The following is a 25,083-nucleotide window of genomic DNA, read 5'->3' on the forward strand; positions in this document are numbered from 1 at the left end:
TATGGCAACCGAACAACAACGTCGCGACGTTCGCCAAGAGTTAACGGACGAACTGATCAAGCTGATTGAGACAGGTACGGCTCCGTGGCAAAAGCCTTGGGACGCAACTGCAGCTGCAGCAGCTTTGCAACTTCCTCAAAATCCAGTCACTGGCAAGCCTTACAAGGGCGGAAACTCTATTCAACTCTTGATTGCTGCCTCAAAAATGGGGCAGGGCGAAGACCCTCGCTGGTGTACGTACAAACAAGCCCAAGCTGAAGGCTGGCAAGTCAAGAAGGGCGCTAAAGCACAAACGATTCAATACTGGAAATGGGATCGTGAAGAGAAGCGACCCAACCCCGTCACTGGAAAGTCAGAAACCGTTTCTGTGAAGCTTGAAGTCCCGTCCGCTTTCTACGCATCCGTATTTCACGCATCGCAAATTGATGGTATTCCGGCGTACGAGGCTCCAACAGTGGCCCGCGAAGAGTGGGAAACCGTTGAGCTGGCAGAGAAGATCATCGCGCAAAGCGGTGCTCGAATTGTTCACGACCAACTAGACCGTGCTTTTTACTCGCCTAGTGCCGATGACATTCATATGCCACCACGCGCAGCGTTTTCTTCGAGCTTGGATTACTACGAAGTTCTGTTGCACGAAATTGGTCACTGGTCTGGGCACGAAAGTCGCCTTAACCGTGATTTGAGCGGTGGTTTCGGTAGCGCCTCTTACGCACGCGAAGAGCTTCGTGCTCAGCTCGCCAGCTTGTTCATTAGTGCCGAGCTTGGTGTTCCATTCAACCCAGAGCGCCACGCTGCGTATCAAGGTAGTTGGATTGCTGCTTTGAAAGACGACAAAAACGAGATTTATCAAGCAGCGTCTCAAGCCCACAAGATTGCAGAGTTTGTGATTGGCTTGAGTCAGTCGCCCACCCAAGAGCAAGCCCAAGAAGCAGTTGTGCATGAAACGCCCGTAGTCGAGGCTCAAGTCCTTGGCTATGGCGTTCCACCTCAGAAGGATCGTGTCATGGCCACTCAAGATTTCGAAAAAATCACGTACGAACAAACGGCTGATGCACTCAGCTTCATCTCACCCAACACCGGGCGCGATGAGTGGGCCAAGATAGGCATGGCCATCAAAAGTGAATTTCCCGGTGAAGATGGTTTTTCGTTGTTTGATAACTGGAGCCAAAGCGGGGAAAGCTATAAGGCTTCATCAGCAGACTCCACTTGGAAAAGCATCAAAGCCGATGGTGGTGTAACTATTGCCACGCTTTTCAAAGAAGCCATGGATGGCGGCTGGAAACCAGACCAGAAAACGCAAGAGCGTATGAGTCGACCAGCACCAGCACCAAGCCCAGAACGTGCCGAGGCTGCTGCCAAAGAAGCCGCGCTCAAGCTTGCAAAGCAAGAGCAAACGGCCGCACAAGCTGCAGAGCTTTGGGATGCGGGCTCGCCAGATGTGATTACCCCGTATCTTGACCGCAAAGGCGTTGGCAGCTACGGCCTTCGCGCAATGCCCAATGGAGTGCTCTTGGTGCCTTTGGTGGACGAAGAGGGCAAGCTATGGAACGTACAACGAATTCTGACTCAACGACCAGAAAACGCAGACACAGATAAGTTTTATCTCAAAGACGGTCGTAAGTCCGGCTTATTTCATCTGATTGGTGAGATTACTGACGAGCGCCCAATTTTGTTTGCTGAAGGTTATGCCACTGGCGCGAGTCTCTATGAAGCAACGGGTAACCCTGTTGTTGTAACTTTCGACTCCGGCAATTTGGTTCGCGTCGCGAAAGTGTTCCGTGGTTTTTATCCGCAGAAACCAATGATCATCTGTGGGGATGACGATGTACAAAACACCTATAACGCAGGCCGCGCCAAGGCGATTGAGGCGGGCGCAGCGATAAACGCTACCGTAGTTTTTCCGACCGCAGATGGCTTTACGGGCAAAGACTTCAATGATTTGCATGACCAGTACGGGCACGAGAATGGCGACAAGTTGATTAATGCACTTATTGGGCAGACAAATCCAGTTGTTGATCCTGTTTCAGCTTCTGAGCAAGAAAGCGTGGCCACACCCGTCGAAGCTATTGCCCCGGTCGACATGCCATTAACGCCTGAAGTCGAGCAAGCATCTCCAAAAATTGAGTCACCTGCGTTGGAACTTGATTCAACTGAGGACGCAGCCCCTGCCTCAACGGAGGAAAAGGCAGAGTCTGAGTTGATCAACTCCGTTGAGAACGAAGAAATAACACCTGTTGTTGCTCCAACAATCGGTGGCGTTGCGCTGTTTGACACAGTGATGGAACGCCTCAAAGAACAATTCCTGTTTGCCGAAGGTAAGTTTTATTTCCGCGACAAGAAAACCACCTTGGCTTTTATTGATGACGGCAAGACATTCAAAACAGAGCACAGCAGTCCCGAAGTCGTGCAAGCAATCGTTGCTCTCGCACAAGCCAAAGGCTGGAAACAACTACACCTGAATGGCACACCTGAATTTTTGAGTCGCGCATGGATTGAGGCTTCTTTGATCGGCTTAAAAGTAACTGGATACACACCAGAACCCGTTGACCGTGCAAAGCTCCAAGAGCGCATTGCGGTGCTAGTTAAAGACGGCATAGCAGTCCCCACTGTGGCGCTTAAGCAAGCTACTGAAGCCAACCCCGTCCGCAACAACGAACCAACCCCATTGGTTGCCAAAAATCAAAGCGGAGAACCCGTGATGGTTTCTCAAATACGTGCGGAGTTGCGTGCAAAGGGCGTGACGGAAGTAGCGGCCGTAGAGACAACGATTGCATCACTGTCATCGGTTTTGAAAACACCAAGAGCCTACGTTGGGGTTTTGCTGGAGCATGGCCCTGCTCCATACAAGTTCAACAAAGACGACAAACGCAACAACTATTACGCCAAACTGAAAACGAATAAGGGCGAAGAGGTGATTTGGGGTGTCGACATCGAGCGAGCCATGCAAGAAAACACCCCACCTATCGGCGAGACGATCCTATTGGCTTATCAAGGCTCAAAGCCTGTCTCTGTCAAGGTTGACGTTAAAGACGACAAAGGCCTTGTCGTCGGACAAGAACAAATTTCGACGAATCGCAACGAGTGGCTTGCCGAGACGATCCAAAAACTACATGAAGACGCTCAAGTTGGTGTTGTTACACCAAAGGTAGAGACACAACCCCCCGCAACTGGACCAAGTGTTGACGAAGTTTCAAAGAGTAAAGGTCTTGAAATTGTGTCGCGTGCCATGGCGATCAACAAAGTTCCCAAAAATATTGCAGCTTCATCGATCGCAGCAGTTGCAGACGGCCTCCAGTCATCTAACCAGAACATGAACGGCCAGCACTCGGTGAAGTTGCAAAAGATCACACCAACACCAGCTCCTCAGCGCGTTACCCCGATTCGTTGAAAAACCACATGAAAAAACTGACACCCCTAATTCTTTTGGTGCTCACTGCTTGCGCCAGTTCGCCACCGCCACCGCCACCGCAGGCCTTTGGTCCGGTAGCAAAGATCAACACCGATGAAGAAGCACTAGCTGAGCTTATCCGAGCTGCCCGCGCAGGCCTGCCGCACCAAACGCGCTATACGGCTGAACGTGGTGACGATGTTCGACGTGTTTTGGCCACCTGGACTCGTCAAGCACAGATGCGCTTGGTATGGAACACAAAAACGCAAGTCACAACCATTGGTGGCATTGATGAACCAGACATTCGTGCTGCCGTGCTTGCACTGGCAGTACTACTCAAAGATGAAAACAACCCACTCATGGTGGAGTTTCCAGACAAGACGACGGTTGTCGTTTCAGATTTTCCGAACAAGTGAGGTCCACATGAAATTGAATAAACAAAACCTTATTGCCATTAGCGCGATTGCATTTCTTCAAGTTGCCAGCGCAACAGAAGCTAAAAGTCCAAACTGTCCTGAGGTCCCACCCGGCGCTGTGATTCTGGGCAAATATTGCCCGCAGCCCCTGATTGCGACGGTTGATGAGCCCGCCTCAGAAGAGGCTATGGCCAATTCCGGGACGATTGGGTCGGGTTCTGCCCAATCAACGATTTCTGGCGTTGTTGTCGTCAATCAATCCGTTACAGCCATTCCTGCGGCACCAGTCATTCCACCGCTCGTTATTCGTCAGGGTGATCGACTCATGCCGACTCTGAAGGCATGGCTGGCTTCTCAGTCAATTGATTTGGTCTGGGCAGCGTCAGCAACAACATCCGGTCGTGTCCGTGATGTTGTCTTAGAAGACGATTTCCAAGCGAGTGCGGCAGACGTTCAAACCGCATTGAACGAGGTCTTGGAGCCGTTTGGCTTTGAGGCTGAAATAGCAAAAAACAGCGGTGCCGTCAAGCGCGTCACTGTTCGCAATTCGCGCAACGGCCTTTAATTTGGAGCACTTCATGACAAACAAAAAACTTCGCTCACCTCTCGTCCTTACATCAATCGCTGCTGTTGCTTTGCTTGCAGGGTGTGCCAATGTCGCCAAATACCAAGACGAAGTGACTGATCGTGCTAAAAAATATTCTGATGGCCCAATTAACGGCGCAACTACCGTTCGAAGTGTTGAGCGATCTATTCCACGTGGTATCGAAGTCGAAGATGTCGATGAGCGCCAAGCGGTCACTATTTCAGTAAAAAATGCGAATTTCTATGATTTGGTTGTCAAACTGGCTGATCGCCTTGGTTATGGAACCTCGGCACTCTCGGCTGTGGACTTACAACGCCCAGTGACGCTTGATTTGCGTGGCCAAACTATCCAACAAGCAATGCGTCAAATCGCATGGCAAGCTGGATACGCAATCGTTATTAACGAAACTGACCGAACCGTGACTGTTGCACCAGAAGCAACGGTAGTTTTCCGAGTGCCCTCTGAAGACTTGAAAAAAATGCTCTCTACGCAGTTTAAATATGGAGGCAGCCCGGTTTCTGGAACAAGCACTAGCAGCACCTCATCTGGCACAGGCACGGCTAATGGTGGAGCATCAATCAACCCAATTGGTGCATCGTTTGCCGTACAGGGGGAATATGTAAATGCTCCAGCTGCCTTTAAAGCATTTGTAGAAAAACAAGCTGGCCCAAACACAACCGTAGAAGTCTTTGCTGAGTTAGGACTGATTTCAGTACGTGGTAACGGACAGGCCCTCAAGCGCATCAATGATTTTCTAACCAAATACTCATACGATGCGCGTCGCCAAATTGAGATCAACGCTCGCTTGGTTGAGGTGTCATTGACCAACGAATTCAAATACGGCATTCAATGGGACAAAGTGATCAACGCTGCGGGAACTAGAAGCGTTGGAATAAACACTCTCGGAACAGCAGGCACAGCCTCGACCAGCTCCTTGTCTTTCACAACTGCATCGATTACTAGCGTCGTGAAAGCGCTTGAGAACTTCACGACTGTGGATGTTTCAGCAACACCTAAATTAATAGTTTCTAACAATTCATCGGGCGTCTTTTTCAGTGGCACGCAAAAGCCCTATATGCCACAGGTGACAAGCACCACAACACCAAGCGGGACAGGCACAACTACCTCACAAAGTGGTACTGGTGCCTATGCTCAAGACGGTGTGAACTTGGCTGTCCATGCATCCATTTTGGATGACTCAAACGCGAGCCTCACCATCGTGCCCTCCAAGGTGACTTTAGGCACCTTGCAGAAATTTTTGAACGACCAAGTACAAATGTACGAGCAGTCTGTGCAAAACGGTGGGCAACGCATTTCCATCCAGTCTGGCCAGACTGTTGTTATTAGTGGCACACGTACTTCAACTAATAACTCATCAAAGCAGGCGGTGCCCGGTCTGGTTGAAATTCCCGGCATTGGTGCCTTGTTTGCAGGAAACACCAAAGATGTTGCGGCACGGGAATCGGTTCTGATCATCAACGCCCGCATCCTTCGGCCAGCTCCAATGAATATCGTTTTTTCGGAGTCAATCTGATGTTCGCACGGTTCACTAAAAAGAACTCTACAGAGCCGAACGACGTGCGGCTCTGGTTGTTCGTGCGAGAAGGTGAGAAAGACACTTACTGGCCACTGAGCAACGCTAAAAAAGCCGATGCGGGGTCGCTCATTGGCAACACCCACGACTCACAACCCCCTGCCGAGGATGAGTTGGCAGACATCATCAGTTTTTCCCCGTTAGAAGACTTGGAGATGCGTGCCCAAAAGCGCGAATCAACACCCGCCCTAAATAAGCGTCTGATGGCAGAAGCGGGCGTGCGATTGATCGCTTTTCGACAAACGCTTGGCCAGACAGCATCAAAGCGCGAGCCCACCATGGACTTTCGCGGTGAACTCAATAAGCTGTCCAAGAGCCTTGCCAAAGCCATTAGAAGCGGTGAGAAAGCACCAAAGGATGAAGAGTCCAAAACAAGCGCTCAAGATCGCGCACGGGGCCTCTCCAATAGCGAATGGTTATATGCAACTCCCGCAGATCGCATGGCTACGACTTCAACGAAGTCTCGCATTTGGCCCGGCCGTGCAATTCTTCGCAATTTACTTGCCCAAGCTTGGTCTGAGCAACCTCAACCGCAAAGCCCATACGTAACGGGAGTGGTGTTTCAAGGCGTAGATCAGACGCTAGTTGTGTTCTTCAAGGCAACAGAAGCCGGAGAACTTGAGTCTATGGTTTCGGTCAACTTGACCAATTCCTCGACCGGGACTGATGAAGAGCGTGGGTCAACGAATCAACTTCGTTTAGAGCAAGCTCTTCAAAACTATCTTCAGCACGTTCGTTTAGCCGCCCTTGATTCGGCCAGCGAATTCCCTGCGGAACGGATTTGTCTGTTTGACAGCTCCCAGTTTGTTAAGCAGCTTAGCGGTCGTCAGAACAACACTGTGGTGCGCCCATATCCAACAGAGGTTGAGGTCTTTGGTGTTGGTGTCACTAAGTGGTGGAAGCTTTCCACACAACTTACAGCGCTCAGTCTCATTGGAGTCGTTCTCACGAGCGTTTATGCCGGCGCTTCAATTCAATGGTCTAAACACCACTCATCGAGCGAAGCGGTAAAGCTCAGTATTGCCAACGATGAATTGAGAACCGCCACTATCGCTCGCTGGGGAGCAATCACGCAAGAAGGCTCAGTTCCCATCGCCCAAGCGCTCAAACTCGCGCAAGAGTTGCATCGTGATGGCCTGCGCTTAGAAATTGATGCTGACCGCGAATTTCTGCGGATCAAGGTCATCGCCAAAGTTGTTGACGCTTCAAACACGCCAACGGCGTTGACAGACCTAATGAGCATAGCGCCCCCCGAAAGCTGCACCCGTCGTAACCCTGAAACCAACACACAGCTCTCCGAGCTTTACATCACCTATGAATGCACGTCTGTTGACCACGGTATTTCTACTCTGCTCGCTGGTAGTCGCTAAGACAGTCATGCAGCCAAAGCTGCGTGAACTGGCCTTGGCAAACGGCGAAAGCGAAAGGCTGTCCATTTCTATGGCCACCACGAATAAAGGTTTGTCTTTTGTCGGTAAGTTTGCTGAGAAACCAGCAACTAGCCTGAGCATTGACAAAGTCGCTATTCAGGCTATGTCACGCCTTCACCATACAAATCATGACTTCGGTGTCGTGATGACTGATGTCTCTGCAGGCAATATTGTCGGTGGTCAAAACGTAATTTCTATGCAGTCACTGCAAGGACAAAACGCAGCGACTGGGCTTATGTCTCAAGAAATAAGCATCAAAGGCTCTTATGAGTCTTTGGAAGAGTTTCAAGGCTTCATTCAGTCGCAAATCATCGACCACGGCGGCTCCATTAGCTCAATAAAGATGCGCGGCTATAGCTTTGACATCAAAGTTCAGCTATTTGGCCGTGCAGAAGACCAGAAGGCAGGTGTGTGATGGCTTCAGGTCCTGTCTTTTTTAACCTTCGTAGCGCTTCTTCGAAAAACGAAGGAAAGTCACCGACTCCTGCGGCAACCCCACGGCCAATAAATATTGGGAAACCAATCCTCGCTGTTGCAACCCCACAAGTTGATGAGACACAAAAGATGGCCAATGTCATACAGCCATTTGTCTCTAATAACTCCATTGTGGAGTCGGCCGTTGTTGTTCAGGCACCAAACCCAGAGAGCACTCTTCAAAACTCTATGGAGCAGGCTCTTCGGAGCGAAGGGGTTAGCGAATCCCATATTGGTATCTTGCGCCGCCGACAAGCTCTTACGAATGAGCCAATCACCGAAATCATGCGCTCATCTGAGTATGGGTTTTTGCCCCCTGAAGGTGTGGCCCGCGTGTTGGCCAAGGTCAGTCAGATGGATTATTTCCCCCCGAGCCAAATTGATGCGGTGCCAGCTGTGGAAATTTCAAAAGCACTCAAGGATCACGGCATTGCTTTGCCGTCGAAGTTTGAGGGCGTGCTGCCCGTGAACTTGATCACAGCTGAGAACGGTACTCAAACGCTCGTATTGGCCTTGAGTGAGCCATCCAAAACCTTGGCAGGGTCACGCTTATTCAACGGTTTGCCCCACGTCTATAAGGTGGCTTCAGAGCGCACCTTGTCGACTATGTATCGCCGTTATTACTCAAACTCTGATGCAGACACGATGAAGTTGTTTGAGCAGTTGTCTAGCGTGAAGGTTGAAGAGGAAGAAGCTCAATCGCTACTTCGCAGATTTGTGCTCTCTTTGATGCGTCACGCATGTTATGCGGGGGCATCTGACATTTCATTTTCACCTTCGGCAACCAAGTCCGGCGGTGACGTGCGCTTGAAAATTGATGGTGTTGGCCAGCTCTTTACATTCTTGCCGTCTGAAATTTGGAGCCGGGTCATTACGCACCTTGTCACTACGTGTGGTGCCCAAGATAAATTACCACTCGGCCCCGTGGATCGCCGCTTTGTATTTCAAGAGTCAGATGCTGAAGAGTTTGGCGAAATTGCTCAGCGCTATGGCTTTCGCGTCATTTTGATGCAGCGCAACGAGACAGATAACACCCTTGTCACCATCGTGATGCGTATTCTGGACCAACAGGCAGACACCGCCGAATTGAGCACACTCGGTTTTGACCCAGAAACTTTGAAGTACATCCGCGACAGCAAGGACCGTGCGACAGGTCTTTTCTTGGTCACTGGCCCTACAGGTAGCGGGAAAACAACCACCCTTTACGCGACTTTGAACGAGATTGACCCAATTTCACGATGGGTTCAATCCATCGAAAATCCGATTGAGTATTCACGTGGCCTTTGGATGCAGTTTCAAACGCGTCAAAACGCAGCCAAGAACGATCAAAACGGAGGCAGCGATGAGGCAAAAGGCGCTCACGACTTACTCAAGGGTCTACTCCGTGCTGCACCAGATGTGATTCTTTTTGGCGAGATTCGTAAGGGCGATATTGCCGAACAGCTGGTAGATGCAGGCAACACGGGTCACTTGGTTTTCTCAACACTCCACAACAACGACGCTGCTTTGGCCATCAGCCGTCTTCGCAGCTTCAACCTTGATATGTCGGCCATTGCCAGTCTGCTTTTGGGCATTTTGGCTCAACGGTTGGTACGCACACTTTGTACGTGTGCGGTCGATGACCACCGTGTAGATACCTTGACTGTTCTGGGCAACCTGCCATTCTTGGATGAGCAACGCACAGGCAAGCCAATCAAAGCAAAACGTGCCATGGGTTGTCCAAATTGCCACGGCACAGGTTTTCGCGGCCGTCGCATGGTCTATGAACTGTTGCGAGTAACACCACGTGTACGCGAGCTGATCGAAAACGGTGCATCACCTAGCCAAATTGCGCGAGAGGGCATCAATGAAGACCGCACGCTTGTTGGTAATGCGCTGCGCTTGGTCGCCGATGGAATAACCAGCATCGATGAAGTGAAAAAACTCGGCCCACTCAAAGAGGCATCTTAATCATGAACTTGACATTCGCATTCTCAGCACGCCAGCCAGTCGGCACAAAAACAGTCTCGGGACTGATTACAGCCGAGTCAGACGTTTTTGCCATGGCCAAGGTCAAAAAAATGGGATTCATCAATCCGGTTGTCTCACTAGACATCATGCACACGCTGGCAACGGGTTTTGGCTTCTTCAAGCCGGACGACTTTGATCTGCGAGAGAAGGCCCGGTTTTACGAGACCATTTCTAAACGGATCAAGCTAGGGGGCACTTTTAAAGACGCTCTAGACAGCGCCAAAGAGTACATCGAGGACGGACGTTTACTGTCGGCGGTTGCGATTGCCTCGGCAGCCCAAGAAAGCGGCCTTCGCCCATGGAAGGCCATGGAAATGGGGGGATTCGCTCATCGTGATGTCATGGTTGTGAAGGCGCTCGACATGGTGGGCGGACTGGATAAGTCGTTTTGGGATTTGGCTCAAGAAGCCAAGCTCCGTCACCAGACCCAAAACGCTGTGCGCGGCGCTATGCACATGCCACAGACCATGACCATCATGTTTTATTTTGCGCTACCGCTCTTTTTTGGAGTTCTCGGCCCACAAATGCTGAGCTTCTTCAAAAAGCTTGGCTCAACCGTCAATATTCCACCTGACATTCAGGCGCTTTACAGCTTTGTTGGCGAAGTCAATGACAACCCGGTAATGTGGTTTTTGGCTTGGATTGCCATGGGTTTTGGCGCATGGATGTTGTTGAAGTCAACCCTTTGGCAAGAAATCAAATCACACATCAAGTCGTTTCACGACTTGGATTTGAAAAGTGAACACGCGCAGATTTGGAGCGTGTATGCCCTGATGTACTCGGCCAACATTGCGCCTCAAGAAATTTGCGCCATTCTTCGCCCCGCTTGCAAACTGGCGGTCACTGGTGAATCCCTTTACGTCATGAGTCGTCGTCTTGCAGCCGGAGCTGACGAAATCAGCGCATTAGAAGCAGCGCAGTTTCCACGTTTTGTCAATGCAGGCTATAGAAGCGCCAAAGATTCAGGTGACTTGCCAGACGGCTTGAAATCGTTCTGCCAAATGCTTCAAGAAGATGTGCAGGTATTAACAGAGAAGGTGCAAGCCGTTCTCCAAAAAATATCACTCGCCATTGCCGTCGTGTTGATCTTGGCTGTGTTCTACATCACCTATTACCCAATCGCTGGGCCAATGCTTCAGTCCCTTTAAATCCCAAACCTAACAGTTTACTCAGGAACAACCCATGAAAAACAACTTTCCACGACTTGCCAACAACCCCACATCAAACGAAACAGGGGCTGCCCCTCTCTCTTTGGAGCGCCGCTTGCAAGCAAATATTGTTGCTCGCAAGCAACGCGGCTTCACGCTTGTTGAATTGATTGTGGTTTTAGCCGTCATCGTGGTCTTGGCCACGTTTATGGCCTCGAAGTTTTCTGGCGACTCAAGCAAGGCAGTCAAATTATTCTCGGACATGAAAACCTTGAGCGATTCCGCGCAACGTGCGGTGGTCGACTTGGGCGGCGTTCCGAACCGTCTCTCTGTGTTGTGGAACCGTACGGATGCGACCGCTGGAAATATGTTCAACGGTATCGCCGCGACGAACAACTGGAGCGGGCCGTATATCGACCGTCAACCAACTGATGCAAACAACGCGATTACAGAGTCCAGCATCGGCGACGCAACAACGATCACGATTGCTCGCGAAGCAGCAAACGCAGCAACCAACGGTGGCAACTACACATGGGTCTACTACCTGCGTGCCTCCAACGTGCCAAACGCTGTGATCATCGAAGCAATTAAAAAGTGCGCGAATACAGACGTGGTTGCAAATGCCACCTTCGTCAATGGCCAATGTCGCGCCACGCTTGGTTCCGGTGCAACGGAATTTGGTTCGTTTGACGTCAAAGTCTCTGATTCACGTTAATCAGTAGCCGGACTAGCACCATGCAAAGCAACAAGAAATCATCTGCCCATTTCGCCATCGATTGGGAAGGACTACCCAAAGATCACCCCGCACACCGTCAACGCGGCGCGGCATTTCTTCTGGTGGTGACGATGCTTCTTGGCGCAATGCTGGTGCTGGCGGGCTCATTTCGTGCTCGCGTTGTACATCAGGCACAAGTGACTTTTGAGCAAGACCAACGTCAGTACCTTGACACAGTTATCAAAAATTCTCACAACTGGTATCAACGCGTGGCTTTGTCCATCGAGCTCACAGGTGACACACCAACAGAAGCCGATTTGCTTCAGCAAATTGCCCCGGAGCGCAAGTTTGGTGTTAGAGCTGCCATCAGCTCTCGACTTGGATTGCCATGCTCACCAACGGCAAGCTTTGGGAGCTGCGTGCCATACCGCGTGATTGCCGTTTGGTTGCCGCCAATCAGCTCCGCAGATACCACGACCTTCAATCAAGCGAACGGGACCCTCACGCCTGACCCAGCTGTTGCCGCTGCTGGAACAACTCGAATTTTCGATACCAAGCTTTATCAACAAGGCCTGATGGTCCAGATTAGCGAGCTTCTTAAAACAACTGCTTTCCGATTGCAGAACTTTGCTCGCGCACAACAAAGCGTCATTGGCTCCCCATCATTTGATAACTACTTCAGGTCCAGCGACTGTGGTCGCGCTATATCTGGCCACTTTCCATGTGTTGATACATATCAACCAATCACAAGCACAACGATTCCATCAATGCTTGGCATGCCCAACAGCGACTTTCAGACTCCTTGGGGCGACGTCGTTCAGATTAGCAATCTTTTGGACAGCAATAACTCGTCAATGCCATTCAGCTTGTCAATTAAAGCCTCATCACCATGGGGCCAAACGGTCTCGTACCAAGTTCAACAAACCGACTAACCACGCAAAGAATCAACATGAATGATCAAGAAGACACCCGCAGTTTTTTGGAAGTTCTCACGGAGTTATTGACTGACGAAGCGATCAGCGACGTTCACTTGCAAATCGACCACCCAATTTGGGTTCGTAGCGGTGGAGAGATGCAGATTGTGCGGAACTCCTACGTGTCTTCTGTGGATTTAAACAATTGGTTGCAGTCTCGTTACAAAGATGCGTCACCAGTTACCCGGGTGTTAGAACTTGGTGGCCAAGACGACTTTGCATTAAATTTGGGGAATTTTCGAATTCGTGCCCATGCATGGACGTCTCAAGGTCAGCTCAACGTCGCAGTACGTCGACTCTCAAACGACATCCCTCCACTGTCAACTCTGGGATTGCCAGCATCGGTTCAGCGGCTCATAGAAGCCCCCCAAGGGCTGGTTTTGGTCACTGGCCCCACAGGTAGCGGCAAATCAACAACCTTGGCCAGCATGATTGATTGGCTCAATGCGAATACGCAAAGCCACATCATCACCCTCGAAGACCCCATCGAATATGTCCATAAAGACCGTGCTTCACGCATGCGTCAACGCCAAGTTGGTGAAGCTGGAGATTGCGCTGATTTTGCGGCCGGGGTGATTGGAGCAATGCGAGAAGACCCCGACGTTATTTTGATTGGTGAAATGCGCGACGTCGAAACAGTTGAGGCGGCATTGAACGCAGCTCAAACCGGACACTTGGTGTTAGCAACGCTCCACACAAATTCAGCAACAGAAACGATCAATCGAATTTTGGCGTTCTTCACCGAAAGTGACCGTGAACTGGCTCGGTCTGTCCTTGCCTCCGTTTTGCGGGGGGTTGTATCTCAGCGGTTAGTGAGAACCAAAGAAGGCAAGCGAGTCTTGGCACTTGAAATACTCATGGCCACGCAAGCAATTCGCGTCCACATCACAGGCGGACGAAATAATTTACTCACTCAAGAGATGAGTAGCGGCGCGATTGATGGTCAGCTCACCCTCAATCAAAGCCTGATAAAGCTGTTAAACGAAAAAATTGTCGACCAAGAAACTGCGCTCATGGCATCCAATGACCGTCCAGCCCTTGAACGCCTTTTGGGAGTTGCCGCATGACAACGAAGCGCGAAGAAATCTCAAAACACGCTTCACGCATGAAAAAACAGCGGGGATTTACCTTGCTGGAGATGATGTTTGCCATGGGCTTGGCCAGCATCATGATTGTCTTGATTTCGAACGCTACTGGCCCCGGCATTACTTTCTTCTCTCGCGTAGAGACAGACAGTCGCCTCAAAGACCTGCGAATGGCGCTCACGGCCGCATATAACGACAACGCAACCACGGTTGATGCCGTGTCATCGGCTGTCTTTACAACACCCGCTGGAACGCTTGCTCAACTAACACCAACAGTCAATAACTTATGTGTCGGCGGTCCAACTACGTTTACCGCCATCGGCCGCTACCTAGCGACAAGTGCATCAGACATTTGGCATGACGGATTTGGGCGCAGCTTCTGCGTCTACATCACTCCAATGCAAAGCATCACCGTCAATTCAATCACATTCAACTATCACTCTGTGGCCGTCGTTTCAGCTGGAGTAGATGGAGCGATTGATGCAACCACCTCACTTTCGTCTGTTGGCGTTTTGACACTTGGTGGTGATGACAAGGGAATTTTGATTGATGGCCGAGCCCTGATGCAAGACAAGGTCTCACAGTCGCTCGCGGTCGTGAATCGTTCAGCCGACGCGTATCAAACTTACTTCAACACTCGCTACTTAGCAAATACCACCCGTGACATTTCAATTGATTATTTTGCGAAGTCGGATCGTGGCGGCAATGCATCGAGCAGTTGGGATGTAAACGGCTCAATGCCTAACAGCGGCGGCGCTGCTGTAAGCATGGCCGCAATCGGCGCACACACCGTGCTTGGTTTAACTGCCTCAGATGTAACCGACGCATTTGGACAAATCTTATTGATTGACAACAGTTCTGACGCAGTTCGCAATCCGCAGAACTCAACTGCCGCACTTCAAACACCTGGCTACACAGCTCGAATTTCCACCGCCCTGCCGGGTGGCCAAACGCTTTCTCGCACCGTTGTCGGCGCGTATTAATTATCACCAAAGGAGTTTCCATGAAAAACCGCAAACCTAAATTGACCACAATCGCAGCCCTAACCGCTTTGCTCGTTGCAGTTTTTGCACCGCTGTCAGCGAGTGCTCAGCTGGCAACGAAACCCTCAGAAACTTCGAGCGCTGGGGCAGGGCGAGGCTTTTTGAATCCTTCACGCGATACAGCGCCCACCCAAACTGAAGAAAAAGCACCCGTTGCAGCAGCCACACAAGCACCGGAAAAGTCCCCCAACTTGCCAGTCGTTGCACAGCCACCAAAACTTCCCACGGTCGCAGCAATTCCAAGCTCTAAAACCCCCATCGACACTGATTCGGCAATCAACCCATTGACAGGGAAATCATTTTCTGAGGAACGTCTGACGCGTTTGCTCAATGCCAACAAACTGGTGACAGATATTGCACGCCAGCAAGTTGCACAGGCTCAGCTCCAAACAGAACTGGAATTGACTGGCGACCGTCGCCAAGCCGAAGCCGCAAAGATTCGAAGCGAAGTTATCAACGTAATTCCAAAGTCACAAGTTTCCGTAAAAGACTCTCTCAAGGCGGGTGAAGAGTTCATTGCTGGCCCCGGCAAACGTATGGCAGGGAGTGACATGCCACGCGTTTTACCTAAAGGTGCGATGCCATTTTCTTTGGCGACGCTTGGCACGCCACAAGGCACCAGCGGCAGCATTCGAATCGGCAATGAATCAATTCCAGCTCAAAGCAACTACGCAGGCAATGAAGCTCGTGTGACCTACGTCGACGCGCAAGTTGCAGGCGCTCGCAACAGTGGTGGCACGGCCGGATTCCCCGCACTTCCTACGTTGTCCCCCAGCCCCACAGGTATGAGCACCAATTCAGGCTCATTCCCGTCAGGCTTCATTCCTAGCCCAATGCAACGTTAATGCGGCAAATAACCTGAATAGACGAGGCCTCGATGTCAAGTAATGTTTTTATTAAACACGCCAAACGTGCTGCGCAAGTTTCTGGACTAGCGCTGTTAATCGGTCATAGCGCCACGCACGCTGCGGGGCCTACGTCCGCTATTGGGAAAAAAAACCGGACAGCGGCTTCTGTGATTGAAACGATTCCACTGAATGCAACCAATGCCACGTTTACGCTTTTTAGTGGCGCCGTCGGCTACAGCGGGCGCGGGTTACAAATTCAGCCAGATAACAACACTTATGGGGCGACATCCATAGCTAGCGTCCCAATCATGCCTTATTCAAACGGAACCAAAACCAAGGATGAAATTGTTACCCAAGCCACCAATTTCTTGTTGCCGTTTGCAACTGATGTAGGCGATTCGTTGAAAGCATGGATAGCCACCAACAACTACAAAGCAGGCTCATTTGTCTACGAGCAGGAGCTTATTCCAAGCGGCGTTAATCGAGTAATGAAACTGGTTTGGCAACTTTCCGTGGCAGATGGCGGCCGCATCATGTATGGCGCTCCGCGAGTTATCGACGGAGATCCAACGTATGTCTACATTACCTACACCCCGAAGGCAGTAGCAGCTGGCCTTCCATCTAATTGGGCATTTGCAGACGCCGGAATTTTGAAATGGCAGTTACGCAAGCGTGATGGGACACCGCAAACTGACTGGACAAACATCAACACAAACGGTGCTTACGATGAACCAACGGCTGACGGCTCGGACCCAAACTTTGGCGCTAATTGTTTAGCAGATAAGCGGCTTAGTCCAACTTGTCCAACAGGCCATACCGATGCACACACGCTCATATCCGCGACGAGTAGTAATGGAGCGATCATTGACTACACCCGCAAATTACAACCTCAGTACACAGCCGCGTCAGATGGATCTCAACAACCAAACATGGCCATCTCTTTCGATACGCGAGCGCTTCACCATAACAACAGCTGCACCAATGGAACAATTCGTACAGCTGGTCGTTACGGACTAACTCTGACAAATACTTTTGACAGGTTTGTTTTTGACGACACGCTAACTCCGCCAAACATTGTCAAGAGAACCACCACAAATTCGTTCTCGCCTACACAAGGCTTTGACTACACGCAGACAACAGCACTTTCAATAAGCCAAATTCAGCCGCTGGTCATTAATCCGTTTGACCCCACAGGTCCCTTGGTATCAACATCTGTCGTACCTGGTGTTCAATACACCGCGCCTATATATGAAGATGGTGATACAGGGGAAAAAAGAGAATTCATAAACTACAACGGTGAATACCGTGTCTGCACATCTTCAGACCCTTGGATTCCGAATTTATATGCACACGGAGTTGGGTTTATTCATTGGGGCAGGACGTCTACGGTGCAGCAATGCGGCAGCCACTTTTGGTGGGGAACAGATTACTCTTTTGGTATCGACAGAGCGACAGGCCAAGGCTGGACAGTTCATTGGTACTACGGAAAACAAACACTTCAAACACCCGTCACCGTCCAAAGAGAAACGCTTCCTTGTCCGCAATAAAGGTAACTTATGAATAAAGAACTGAAACGATTCATAGCTTCTGCAATGTCAGTTGTGATGCTCACAACCAGCCTCATCATTCCAACGGGACAGGCCTTTGCACGAGCTGACCCTTCGGTATATCAGTCCAGTGCCACCATTGGTCAATTTAAGCCAGATAGCACCTGCATTGCTCAAGGTGGCACGGCAGGGTGCGGGTATTACGAACGATTTGGCGACTTGGAAGGCGCTGGCCTGACTCGCGTAACCGTGCCCCGTGACAACTGGCGATTGATCGCTCAAATCTCAGGTACTGGACGAACTGATAGTGGCAATTTCATGATCCAAGGTGAGGGCTGGATCACTTACGGTGTTGAGGGGGTAGGGCGACTTGGCCTAGAACCTAACCAAGTGGCCATGATCTTGAATCGCGACGAGAACGGCAACCCACCTTGGGTCGTGGCGCGGTATTTTCCAGAGCAAGCGAAGCTCAAGATTGACGTTTTCAAAATCACCCGCGACGCGGCAGGAAGGCAGCAAGTGTGGGTGTCTAACTTCACGCCTCACCATGGTGAGCATTGGCGTGCTTCTCGTCGCTATATCACAGAAGCGGAACGCACCAACGTGGTCAAAGCAGGCTACAACCCGTTTGAAAAATTTAGGGGCTACGACAGCGACCCGATGTTTCATAACATTTCGTGGGGTGCGGCCCAAGTCGCCCTTAGTCATGCGATGCAGTACCACGATTCTGTTTTTGCCTTGTACTCAGAAACAAAGAATAGATTTACCCAAACCACCAGCACGAGCGGAAACTTTCTGCGAAAAACAGTTACGACGTACACGACTGGCTATGCGACACCACAGTTCTATTTGGCGATGCCTTTGAATATGAGCCCTGCGCGCAACAACATCAACCCCGCAGCATTTGGATTGATTTGTGTGACTGGTGCCACTACTTGCGATGACGAGGCCCACGTAGTTGCCGCAATGATTGCCCTAGAGCCTCTTGATGGTGGAAACATCCCAAAAATTGAACAACAGCTTTACTACAACGTGTCCAGCTCAAGCAGCTGGACAACTCTTGCTTTTGCGCTGGTTACGGCAGCGCTCACATACGGGGCCGTTGGAATGTATGCAGCAGCTACCGCACCAGGTGCTGCAGGAGCCACAGCGGGCTCACTTGCGGTTGATGCTGCGGCCGCTGACATTGCGGTAGGTCAAACAGCTATCAATAGCGGACTCATATATGCAGGTGGTACTCAGATAACGCAAGGCGGCTCTCTAGTATCTCCGCAACAGGGGTGGATGGGTAATGTTGGTTGGGCCCCTTCAGGCGTTGGGAACGGCTCGTCCACCGGCGCCTCATGTAACAACCAGCACTGTGCGGGTTTGTATGCAGCAATCCAGCAACGCCACGTAAACACCGATGTTTTGGATGCGTCTAGCAGTGGGAATTTGCAAGCTACGAATCAAATGATCCAAGGCAACTGCGACCCTACGTGGACGACGGCAGCGTGCCGCGCAGCAGGTCTAAATCCGGGAGCAGCACTGCATCGACCAGACAGCTACATTGAGGCCAAAACCGTCTATGCAATGAAAATGCGCGAGCGTGATTGTAAAACTCAAGGTCTTACAGGCAAGGAGTTAAGGCAATGCATTGCACCTCCAATCCGCCAACCATGAGAAAAGCCCGCTTGTGCGGGCTTTCAAATCAATCAGTTAGAGCGTAAATAATCGCTATACGCCGTTTTATACGACCACCCGTTACATTCAACGCCACCTTGACGATCAGTTGCATAAAATGCAGCGGCAGGAAGAACAAGCGCACCAGCGACAAAACCACCAACAACCTTTCCTGCAGTAGTCAACTTGTCATCAGCCAAGTCATTACCACTTCCCATCCACTTGCAAGTTTCAGTTTCTTCATAAGCAGCAACATCGACAAAACGAAAGCCTACTTCTTTAGACGTATCTAAGCGAACAATAGACCCGATTTTCAAAGTCATAGTTGAAGGCACAATCTCCATATTGTTGAACAGCGCCTTGTTTTTGAGAGTGGTGACACGCACCCAATTTACTTCATTCAAACGGCCGCAAATTTTTGACCTGATTTCTTTAATACGCTCTGTGCCATCTGTTTTTTCGCAATCGCTTTTTCCTTCAATACCAGGAATTACTTTATCAACTTGGGCATAAACCACCCCCGCTTTTTGCTGATCGCGCAAGAAGACATCTTTGCTGCTTTGCGACGTAGCACAGCCACTCACAAAAGCAGTGCTGACCACGGCAAGGAGTAAGAATGATTTGTTCAAAGTGTTTGTGTACATAGAATACCTCCATCTATAAAACGCATGGAGCCTTGAAAAGTTGACTACCGATTTGGATTACCAACAGAAAAGTTAATTGATTCAATGCTCATTTATCAAATGCACTTTTTGAACCTCTGAGAATGCGTCTGCTGTCACATTGTTGCCATTTGTCTTTGATGCCGCAGCCAACACTATTCATCTTTTCCTGAAAGGTGCGTGCTTGGTCGCAACGCTCAGATGCTAGGTCGACATACGCCTTCTTCTCTAGAGAAAGAAGCTCTTTGCAATCAGGGATGGGGCCATCCAAGGGATCTTTTGGAGAGCATGCGGTAATCAATAACAAAAGCAGGGAGATTTGAATAATTTTCATGGTTAGACCTTAAAAATCTTTGTGGATGAAAAAGCATTAGCTTAATGTCGACGTCTAAAAACTACCCGGTTTCCAAAGACTTCACCAAGTTTGTAAGACAAATATGCAAAGATAAACAGTCCTATCAAAGGAGCGAGAAAAATTGACCATCCTTGGAAAATTCGACTAAGCCAGGTGCTGACAAATAAACTAACTGCAAAAGCAGCGAAATACCACTTTTTTGAAGCCCCGTACTCCAATACGGCGTGACATCCCCGACAAACGCTTGCTCGCCAAGGAACATGCGTAAAACAAAAGGGGCAAACTGATGTTTTTGATTCTTCCATTTTCAATTCCCGTCAAAAAATTCAATAAAAAGTTTCATCCTCGACAATTCCAATCAACTATTCAAGGACTCTTGGTCAAACGAACCTATCCTTTTCAAAGTGGTTCTGAATTAGCAATTGGCAGCGAAGGCATTGTGTCTTCACCAGCATTCCAAATCCAAGAGGCCAACTCACTGATTTGCACCATTTGCTGCAAAGCAACCTGAAAATCCTCCGTTGCGTTCGGCGGGATGATGTACAGGGCCGTGGGGGTTGGCAGGGTGTCATTGGCCACAAGGCACGCCAGTGGATGTGAAGAAGGCAGGTTGTAGCGCAGGCCTTTAACAAAACGGCGATGAGCATGCGTCATGCCATCAATTAGCTCCTTCTCGTACGTGTTGTCGAATGGAATCCAATTCTCAGTCGTGGCCATGAGTGCCAATTCTTCAATGGAGACCAAGCCAGACACATCTACGCTGAATATTCCAATAGCCATCAAGTGCGTTCCCTCCAAAGCAGCACACAATGCCATCTCGACGGAGAAACGCTTTTTTAAGCGGTCGTAGAGGTCTTCATTAATATGGAAGGTACAGTCTGGCAAGTGTTTGAAAATAATGTCGCTGCTGTAGCGCGAGGGGCTGATCTCTTTGATCTCACCAATCACGATCATGAGCCGTTTTGCACCCTTTATCGGAGCTGTTGCTTTAGTAATCTGAGAAATACGGCGTGACGCGATTTCCTTTTTATGCTCTAGGCTCCATGACTCAGGGATGTACAACACATCAACAAGGCCTGCCCCCTTTGTGGTCATGTTGGCGGCAGCATCAAGCAAGTATTTACGAACCACAAACCAATTACGTTTTCCCTCCATTGATGGAGACCACCTATGGAATCCGGCCTCTTTCCAAAGGAAATGTAGGGTGCCACGCAGCGTGAGTTTGTGGCCATCAGTCTTGACGCTGTCAGATTCGGCAGAAGAGGGCAGGGGCTTATCACGCGCCCCCATTTTGGTGAGAGAAAAGTTCAACTTCAAGTTGGTCAAACCATCATCTGGGTTCTCTGTGATGGCTGTCCCCATGACTTGGCCAAGGCCACTCAATTCTTGAGGCTCTTCATAGCTGTCGCATACTGGCGCGTGGTGGGCTCCAGTGCCCGGCATGCGTTTGATATAGAACTTGCCCGCAATCTTTGCCACATACATCTCAACACCTCGGCCAAGGCACATGCACACGGGCCTAATTCTGCGAGCGTGGGCATCAACCAAAGCCGCGTCAAAGTCCGTCGTGCCCGGGTGGTAGATATGCTCGTTTATGCGATAGGTAGTCATGCAATCTCCCGATTATTTGTCTTGCTGTTCGTTATGCTCTGACTCGCTAGAAATAGTGCTTGCCAACACACTCAGGGCTGCATCACGGCTAACTATTGGACACAAGTTCAAAAAGTTCTGGCGTGCGCGAACCGTATCGGACCACTTGCGAAAACTGATGCTGAAGTACCTCGAAAGCGACGGAGCGCACTCGTCGGGACGATTGCCTGACGACAGACACAAAACCGCTTCACAGGCTGACTTTGCGTTGTCGTCATCTTGAGAATGAGCAGCCCCTGCCAATGAAAGCAGGCAGGCCATGGCCATAACGTGTAGTTTTTTCATCATCAGAGTCCTTCACTCAACGGAACACATAAAGAATTGCATTCCAGATCAAGTTGCCAATCGCAACAGCTCCGATGCATCCAAAAAATAAAAATGCCATTGTTTTTTGATCAATGGCCTTACTTGGCGAGCCAGTTTGCTTTCTTACCTCTTTAGCAACCAAGTCACTGACATCGCGAGACAAAGCTTGAAGATATTCACGCGCATGAGCGGCAAGCTTCTCTGAAGCCACGGCACTTAAATCAACTCTGTTTAACTCAATCATTTTTGAGTCCAGAACCTGATGCCAACGCGCTAGGCGGCTGGCTTGATCCTGCGCCTCGACTTGCATTGAATGCAACTGAGAACTCAACTGAATGATTTGATCGTGTACACGCCCCACATCACCAAGAATCTCGGCGATGAGTAGCGAACGAGCCTCTTCTGATAGCTTTGGCCGCTCTGGGTTGGTCATGGCACAACCACTTCAAACACTGAATTCAAGTTCTCTTGCACGCCTTGAGCAAGTCGCTGCGTTGATAGACGCTCTGCGAACGCCAAACGCTCTTCTGGGGCTGTTGCCTTCTTAATTTCTGCTTTGAAGTCGGTTGGATCATCCAAGAGCGACTGGATCGTTTCAGTGCTGCCGCGCAAGCGGGTAAAAACTTCATTCTTGTAAATAGCCGCTCGAACGTCGACTTGGCACTTACCTTCAGCTTCTGCGAAACGCAAAACAGGCTCAAAAATTTCAGCAATATTGGTGTTTGGCTCCACCATATTGAACACAACCACAATCTTTTTAGCTGGTACACCTAGCTCCGCAAGAGCGTTGACACATTCCACCGTGTCCTTTTGCTGTTTAGGCACTGGAACGCACGGGACAATGAACAAGTCAAAATCATCTTGCGAACCGCGATACATCCGCATCAATGACATGAACTGCTCAATGTTGCTGGCACCCACGTCAATGATCGCTGCGTCCTCCAGCATCAAATCTTCTTGCAGCCGACCAAAGTCGCCACCTTTAACAGTGACAACACTTGCACTGTCAGCATTGATTGTTTCGACGGCAACCACGACGGCCTCAGGCATTCGTGGACTCAGCAGGTGACGCGCTATCGTCGATTTGCCGACGTTGCCGCTAAAGTTGACGACGGCAATTTTGAGATCATGTTTTTTCATTAGAGTTTTCCTTTAAGGTTTTGGGCGTTTAAAAAGTGGGGTACGTTTGAAATAGTCTTCAACTGCCTTTTCACCATGGGCTTTTGACCCAGATGAGTTGGCCACTGTCTTACCTTGGTTTGTTTGAGGCGCTGGATCATTGGCTTCAGTTGCGTCTTGTTTGATAGGCGAGGGGGCTGCACTACTCCCAAGCTTCTTTTTCCATTTCCGCGCGTGCATGAGCGCATCTCTAAAGCTGGATAAGGTTGCGTCAAAACCTTCCTTGGCCAACTCCCTGCGGATCAACTCATGCGGGTGCCCATAGGTAATCTTTAGCTCAATGCGTTCAAGGTGTTCTCTAACGTAGCCGCGAAAACTTTGTTTAAGCGGCATTGCGTTTACCCCTTGACTTGACGACCTGCTTCGCCCTCATTGCACGCGCTCTTGCCAGCGCAATACGAAAACCACCAAGAGTAAGGACATGGCCTGCTTGGGTGAGAATTTCATTGAGTTGCTGATGTTTGACGCCATACGTGATTTGCAGCTCGATGTCATCCAGTTCCTCACGGAGGATGGCGGCGATACTTTCTTTGTTATTTCTCATTTCGGCACCGTTGCAAACACCTTGTCGACGTAGCCATTTCGCTGGCCATTGATTGGGTTGCCTGTGTTGTATTCGCTCAATGTTTCGCGCAACGCCATCTGTCCAGGACCGTGACGCTTAACGGCTCTTGCGTAGCTATCGCTTAAATGTTTTTCCATCGCTCGCACGTTTTGGCAAGGGTCGAACACTGTTTCAATTGTTAGACCGAACCGCTGCAAATTTTTCGAGTTGATGCCGCTGTAACCCATGTCGATGGATACGCCCGCATTAATAAGCATCTGAGCCGTTGCTACGGCCTGTTCCTTGTTACTAGGCTGGCGAGACAACTTCCACGGCCCATTGATTCCGATGGCATAGGGATTGCTTCCACTTTCATGGTGGATGATTCGCATCGCGGTATCAGGGTGTACGTTAGGGGCACACGCCATAACGACTGACAGTAAAAAGTTACTAGCTGCCACAGTTAAAGCCTCGGTTTAATCGTTGGTGTCAACTTGATGGCCACGCCATGGTTTTGCATGGTTCGTTGCAGGTCACGAGCCAAAGCACGATCTGATTGATCTGGGCTGACGGCTAAAGCCTGTGCCATATGCGTATACGCATTGACCACCTTTTTTTCGTTTTCTTGAGCCCGCTCTACCGCCTTGGGTTGAGCCTCTGCCGTCTTTACTCGGTCGGGGGTAATGCCCCTATCTTTCATTTGTCTCATCGCTTGGCTTTCACCCTTTGGTCGCTGCAAGCGGGTGCGTCGTCGAGTGGCAACGGCCTCGATGCCACGATCATTCAACTGTTTGGCAAAAGCAATACGCCATTGCTCCAAATCCGCTTTGCGGGGATTCATTCGCTGCCCGTCTAATCCGACCATCTTGACGGCTACGTGGGCATGCTGACTGTCTGTATCGCTGTGATGTGCGATTACATATTGGTGATTTGAAAAAAGCTCTTTAGCAGTAGCACGCGCTGCAGCTTTGACCTTTTCGCGGTCTACGCCTGCGGGCATAGACAAAATCACATTCAACGCTTCGCGACGTGGTTTTTTCACCTTGCCGTCCGAACCAATGAATTCATGGGCTTCTGGTGGTATTGGAGCGCCCGCAATTTGCCACTGCTCTTTGAGCATGGCACGTGCTTCTTTGCCGCGCACCACTAGGCCCTCTTCAGTTTCAAGCTCTAACTCTTCCTCGCCTTTTTTCTTGTACTTGCCACCACGGGCGATGTAGTCGATGTGCGAACCAATACGCTTCATATCTGACCCGCCGCCAGTGATCTTCACGACAACTTGTGGCAAGTTACGCACCACGCCAACCAGGTTGTCACGCACCGCTTTTGGAGTCAATCCAGACGCCTTGGGGGTTGCCTTTGGCCCCTCAATCACGCTGCCAATCATGTTCAAGATTCGCTTTGTTTCGTCCTTGCCTTTTTTAACTGGCTTACGCTCAGACCAAACCAAATCTTCGCCCCAATGGA

General features: G+C 50.1%; 25 protein-coding genes. 15 read left to right on the forward strand and 10 right to left on the reverse strand.

What is annotated here, in order from left to right:
* Window position 1: 1 nt before the first annotated feature.
* Genes LINBF2_RS13385 through LINBF2_RS13455 form a run of 15 tightly spaced genes read left to right on the forward strand, consistent with a single transcriptional unit; the run spans window position 2 to window position 18,920 of the window.
* The gene (locus LINBF2_RS13385) at window positions 2–3,388 is read left to right on the forward strand and encodes a zincin-like metallopeptidase domain-containing protein (protein WP_281891373.1); all 3,387 of its coding nucleotides are present in this window, start codon (window positions 2–4) and stop codon (window positions 3,386–3,388) included.
* 8 nt (window positions 3,389–3,396) lie between these two features.
* The gene (locus LINBF2_RS13390; protein WP_281891374.1) at window positions 3,397–3,804 is read left to right on the forward strand and encodes a TcpQ domain-containing protein; all 408 of its coding nucleotides are present in this window, start codon (window positions 3,397–3,399) and stop codon (window positions 3,802–3,804) included.
* A 7-nt stretch (window positions 3,805–3,811) separates the two neighbouring features.
* Window positions 3,812–4,369: a hypothetical protein gene (locus LINBF2_RS13395; protein ID WP_281891375.1), complete on the forward strand. Its 558-nt coding sequence runs from the start codon at window positions 3,812–3,814 to the stop codon at window positions 4,367–4,369.
* 13 nt (window positions 4,370–4,382) lie between these two features.
* Entirely contained in the window at window positions 4,383–5,924 is a 1,542-nt protein-coding gene (locus LINBF2_RS13400; RefSeq protein WP_281891376.1) for a hypothetical protein, read from the forward strand.
* Window positions 5,924–7,354 (forward strand): hypothetical protein, encoded by a 1,431-nt coding sequence (locus LINBF2_RS13405; RefSeq protein ID WP_281891377.1) that lies wholly within the window; start codon window positions 5,924–5,926, stop codon window positions 7,352–7,354. The genes LINBF2_RS13400 and LINBF2_RS13405 overlap by 1 nt, the downstream gene beginning before the upstream one ends.
* Window positions 7,299–7,829, forward strand: a complete 531-nt coding sequence (locus LINBF2_RS13410; protein ID WP_281891378.1) for a hypothetical protein — start codon at window positions 7,299–7,301, stop codon at window positions 7,827–7,829. Before LINBF2_RS13405 ends, LINBF2_RS13410 begins: the two co-directional genes overlap by 56 nt.
* The gene (locus tag LINBF2_RS13415) at window positions 7,829–9,838 is read left to right on the forward strand and encodes an ATPase, T2SS/T4P/T4SS family (protein ID WP_281891379.1); all 2,010 of its coding nucleotides are present in this window, start codon (window positions 7,829–7,831) and stop codon (window positions 9,836–9,838) included. The genes LINBF2_RS13410 and LINBF2_RS13415 overlap by 1 nt, the downstream gene beginning before the upstream one ends.
* Window positions 9,839–9,840: 2 nt before the next feature.
* Window positions 9,841–11,046: a type II secretion system F family protein gene (locus LINBF2_RS13420; RefSeq protein ID WP_281891380.1), complete on the forward strand. Its 1,206-nt coding sequence runs from the start codon at window positions 9,841–9,843 to the stop codon at window positions 11,044–11,046.
* A gap of 34 nt (window positions 11,047–11,080) precedes the next feature.
* The gene (locus LINBF2_RS13425) at window positions 11,081–11,761 is read left to right on the forward strand and encodes a prepilin-type N-terminal cleavage/methylation domain-containing protein (RefSeq protein ID WP_281891381.1); all 681 of its coding nucleotides are present in this window, start codon (window positions 11,081–11,083) and stop codon (window positions 11,759–11,761) included.
* Between the two features lie 20 nt (window positions 11,762–11,781).
* Window positions 11,782–12,693 carry a hypothetical protein gene (locus LINBF2_RS13430; protein WP_281891382.1) on the forward strand — a complete coding sequence of 304 codons (912 nt, stop codon included), beginning with the start codon at window positions 11,782–11,784 and terminating at the stop codon, window positions 12,691–12,693.
* A gap of 17 nt (window positions 12,694–12,710) precedes the next feature.
* Entirely contained in the window at window positions 12,711–13,802 is a 1,092-nt protein-coding gene (locus LINBF2_RS13435; RefSeq protein WP_281891383.1) for a PilT/PilU family type 4a pilus ATPase, read from the forward strand.
* Window positions 13,799–14,803, forward strand: coding sequence for a type II secretion system protein (locus LINBF2_RS13440; RefSeq protein WP_281891384.1), 1,005 nt, complete (start codon window positions 13,799–13,801; stop codon window positions 14,801–14,803). The genes LINBF2_RS13435 and LINBF2_RS13440 overlap by 4 nt, the downstream gene beginning before the upstream one ends.
* A gap of 20 nt (window positions 14,804–14,823) precedes the next feature.
* Complete coding sequence (locus LINBF2_RS13445; protein WP_281891385.1) at window positions 14,824–15,708, forward strand: hypothetical protein; 885 nt, start codon at window positions 14,824–14,826, stop codon at window positions 15,706–15,708.
* A 32-nt stretch (window positions 15,709–15,740) separates the two neighbouring features.
* Entirely contained in the window at window positions 15,741–17,258 is a 1,518-nt protein-coding gene (locus tag LINBF2_RS13450; RefSeq protein ID WP_281891386.1) for a hypothetical protein, read from the forward strand.
* Window positions 17,259–17,267: 9 nt separating this feature from the next.
* Window positions 17,268–18,920: a hypothetical protein gene (locus tag LINBF2_RS13455; protein ID WP_281891387.1), complete on the forward strand. Its 1,653-nt coding sequence runs from the start codon at window positions 17,268–17,270 to the stop codon at window positions 18,918–18,920.
* Between the two features lie 32 nt (window positions 18,921–18,952).
* On the opposite strand, the gene LINBF2_RS13460 is transcribed toward LINBF2_RS13455, so the two are convergent.
* The 10 genes from LINBF2_RS13460 to LINBF2_RS13505 all read right to left on the reverse strand — a co-directional run bounded on the left by LINBF2_RS13460 (window position 18,953) and on the right by LINBF2_RS13505 (window position 25,003).
* Entirely contained in the window at window positions 18,953–19,564 is a 612-nt protein-coding gene (locus LINBF2_RS13460) for a hypothetical protein (protein WP_281891388.1), read from the reverse strand.
* A gap of 88 nt (window positions 19,565–19,652) precedes the next feature.
* Complete coding sequence (locus LINBF2_RS13465; protein WP_281891389.1) at window positions 19,653–19,916, reverse strand: hypothetical protein; 264 nt, start codon at window positions 19,914–19,916, stop codon at window positions 19,653–19,655.
* A gap of 420 nt (window positions 19,917–20,336) precedes the next feature.
* Window positions 20,337–21,548, reverse strand: coding sequence for a DUF1173 domain-containing protein (locus LINBF2_RS13470; protein WP_281891390.1), 1,212 nt, complete (start codon window positions 21,546–21,548; stop codon window positions 20,337–20,339).
* 12 nt (window positions 21,549–21,560) lie between these two features.
* A complete protein-coding gene (locus LINBF2_RS13475) occupies window positions 21,561–21,872 on the reverse strand; it encodes a TrbM/KikA/MpfK family conjugal transfer protein (protein WP_281891391.1) in 312 nt (103 codons plus the stop codon).
* A 16-nt stretch (window positions 21,873–21,888) separates the two neighbouring features.
* On the reverse strand, window positions 21,889–22,326 hold the full coding sequence (locus tag LINBF2_RS13480) for a hypothetical protein (protein WP_281891392.1): 438 nt from the start codon (window positions 22,324–22,326) through the stop codon (window positions 21,889–21,891).
* A complete protein-coding gene (gene stbB / locus LINBF2_RS13485) occupies window positions 22,323–23,033 on the reverse strand; it encodes a StbB family protein (protein ID WP_281891393.1) in 711 nt (236 codons plus the stop codon). Before stbB ends, LINBF2_RS13480 begins: the two co-directional genes overlap by 4 nt.
* Window positions 23,034–23,045: 12 nt before the next feature.
* Complete coding sequence (locus LINBF2_RS13490) at window positions 23,046–23,405, reverse strand: hypothetical protein (RefSeq protein ID WP_281891395.1); 360 nt, start codon at window positions 23,403–23,405, stop codon at window positions 23,046–23,048.
* Complete coding sequence (locus LINBF2_RS13495; RefSeq protein WP_281891396.1) at window positions 23,395–23,616, reverse strand: hypothetical protein; 222 nt, start codon at window positions 23,614–23,616, stop codon at window positions 23,395–23,397. The genes LINBF2_RS13490 and LINBF2_RS13495 overlap by 11 nt, the downstream gene beginning before the upstream one ends.
* Complete coding sequence (locus LINBF2_RS13500; protein WP_281891479.1) at window positions 23,613–24,044, reverse strand: lytic transglycosylase domain-containing protein; 432 nt, start codon at window positions 24,042–24,044, stop codon at window positions 23,613–23,615. The genes LINBF2_RS13495 and LINBF2_RS13500 overlap by 4 nt, the downstream gene beginning before the upstream one ends.
* Before the next feature lie 35 nt (window positions 24,045–24,079).
* Window positions 24,080–25,003, reverse strand: coding sequence for a relaxase/mobilization nuclease domain-containing protein (locus LINBF2_RS13505; protein WP_281891480.1), 924 nt, complete (start codon window positions 25,001–25,003; stop codon window positions 24,080–24,082).
* Between the last annotated feature and the right edge of the window lie 80 nt (window positions 25,004–25,083).

The sequence above is a fragment of the Limnohabitans sp. TEGF004 genome (assembly GCF_027924965.1).
Classification (GTDB): Bacteria; Pseudomonadota; Gammaproteobacteria; order Burkholderiales; family Burkholderiaceae_C; genus Limnohabitans.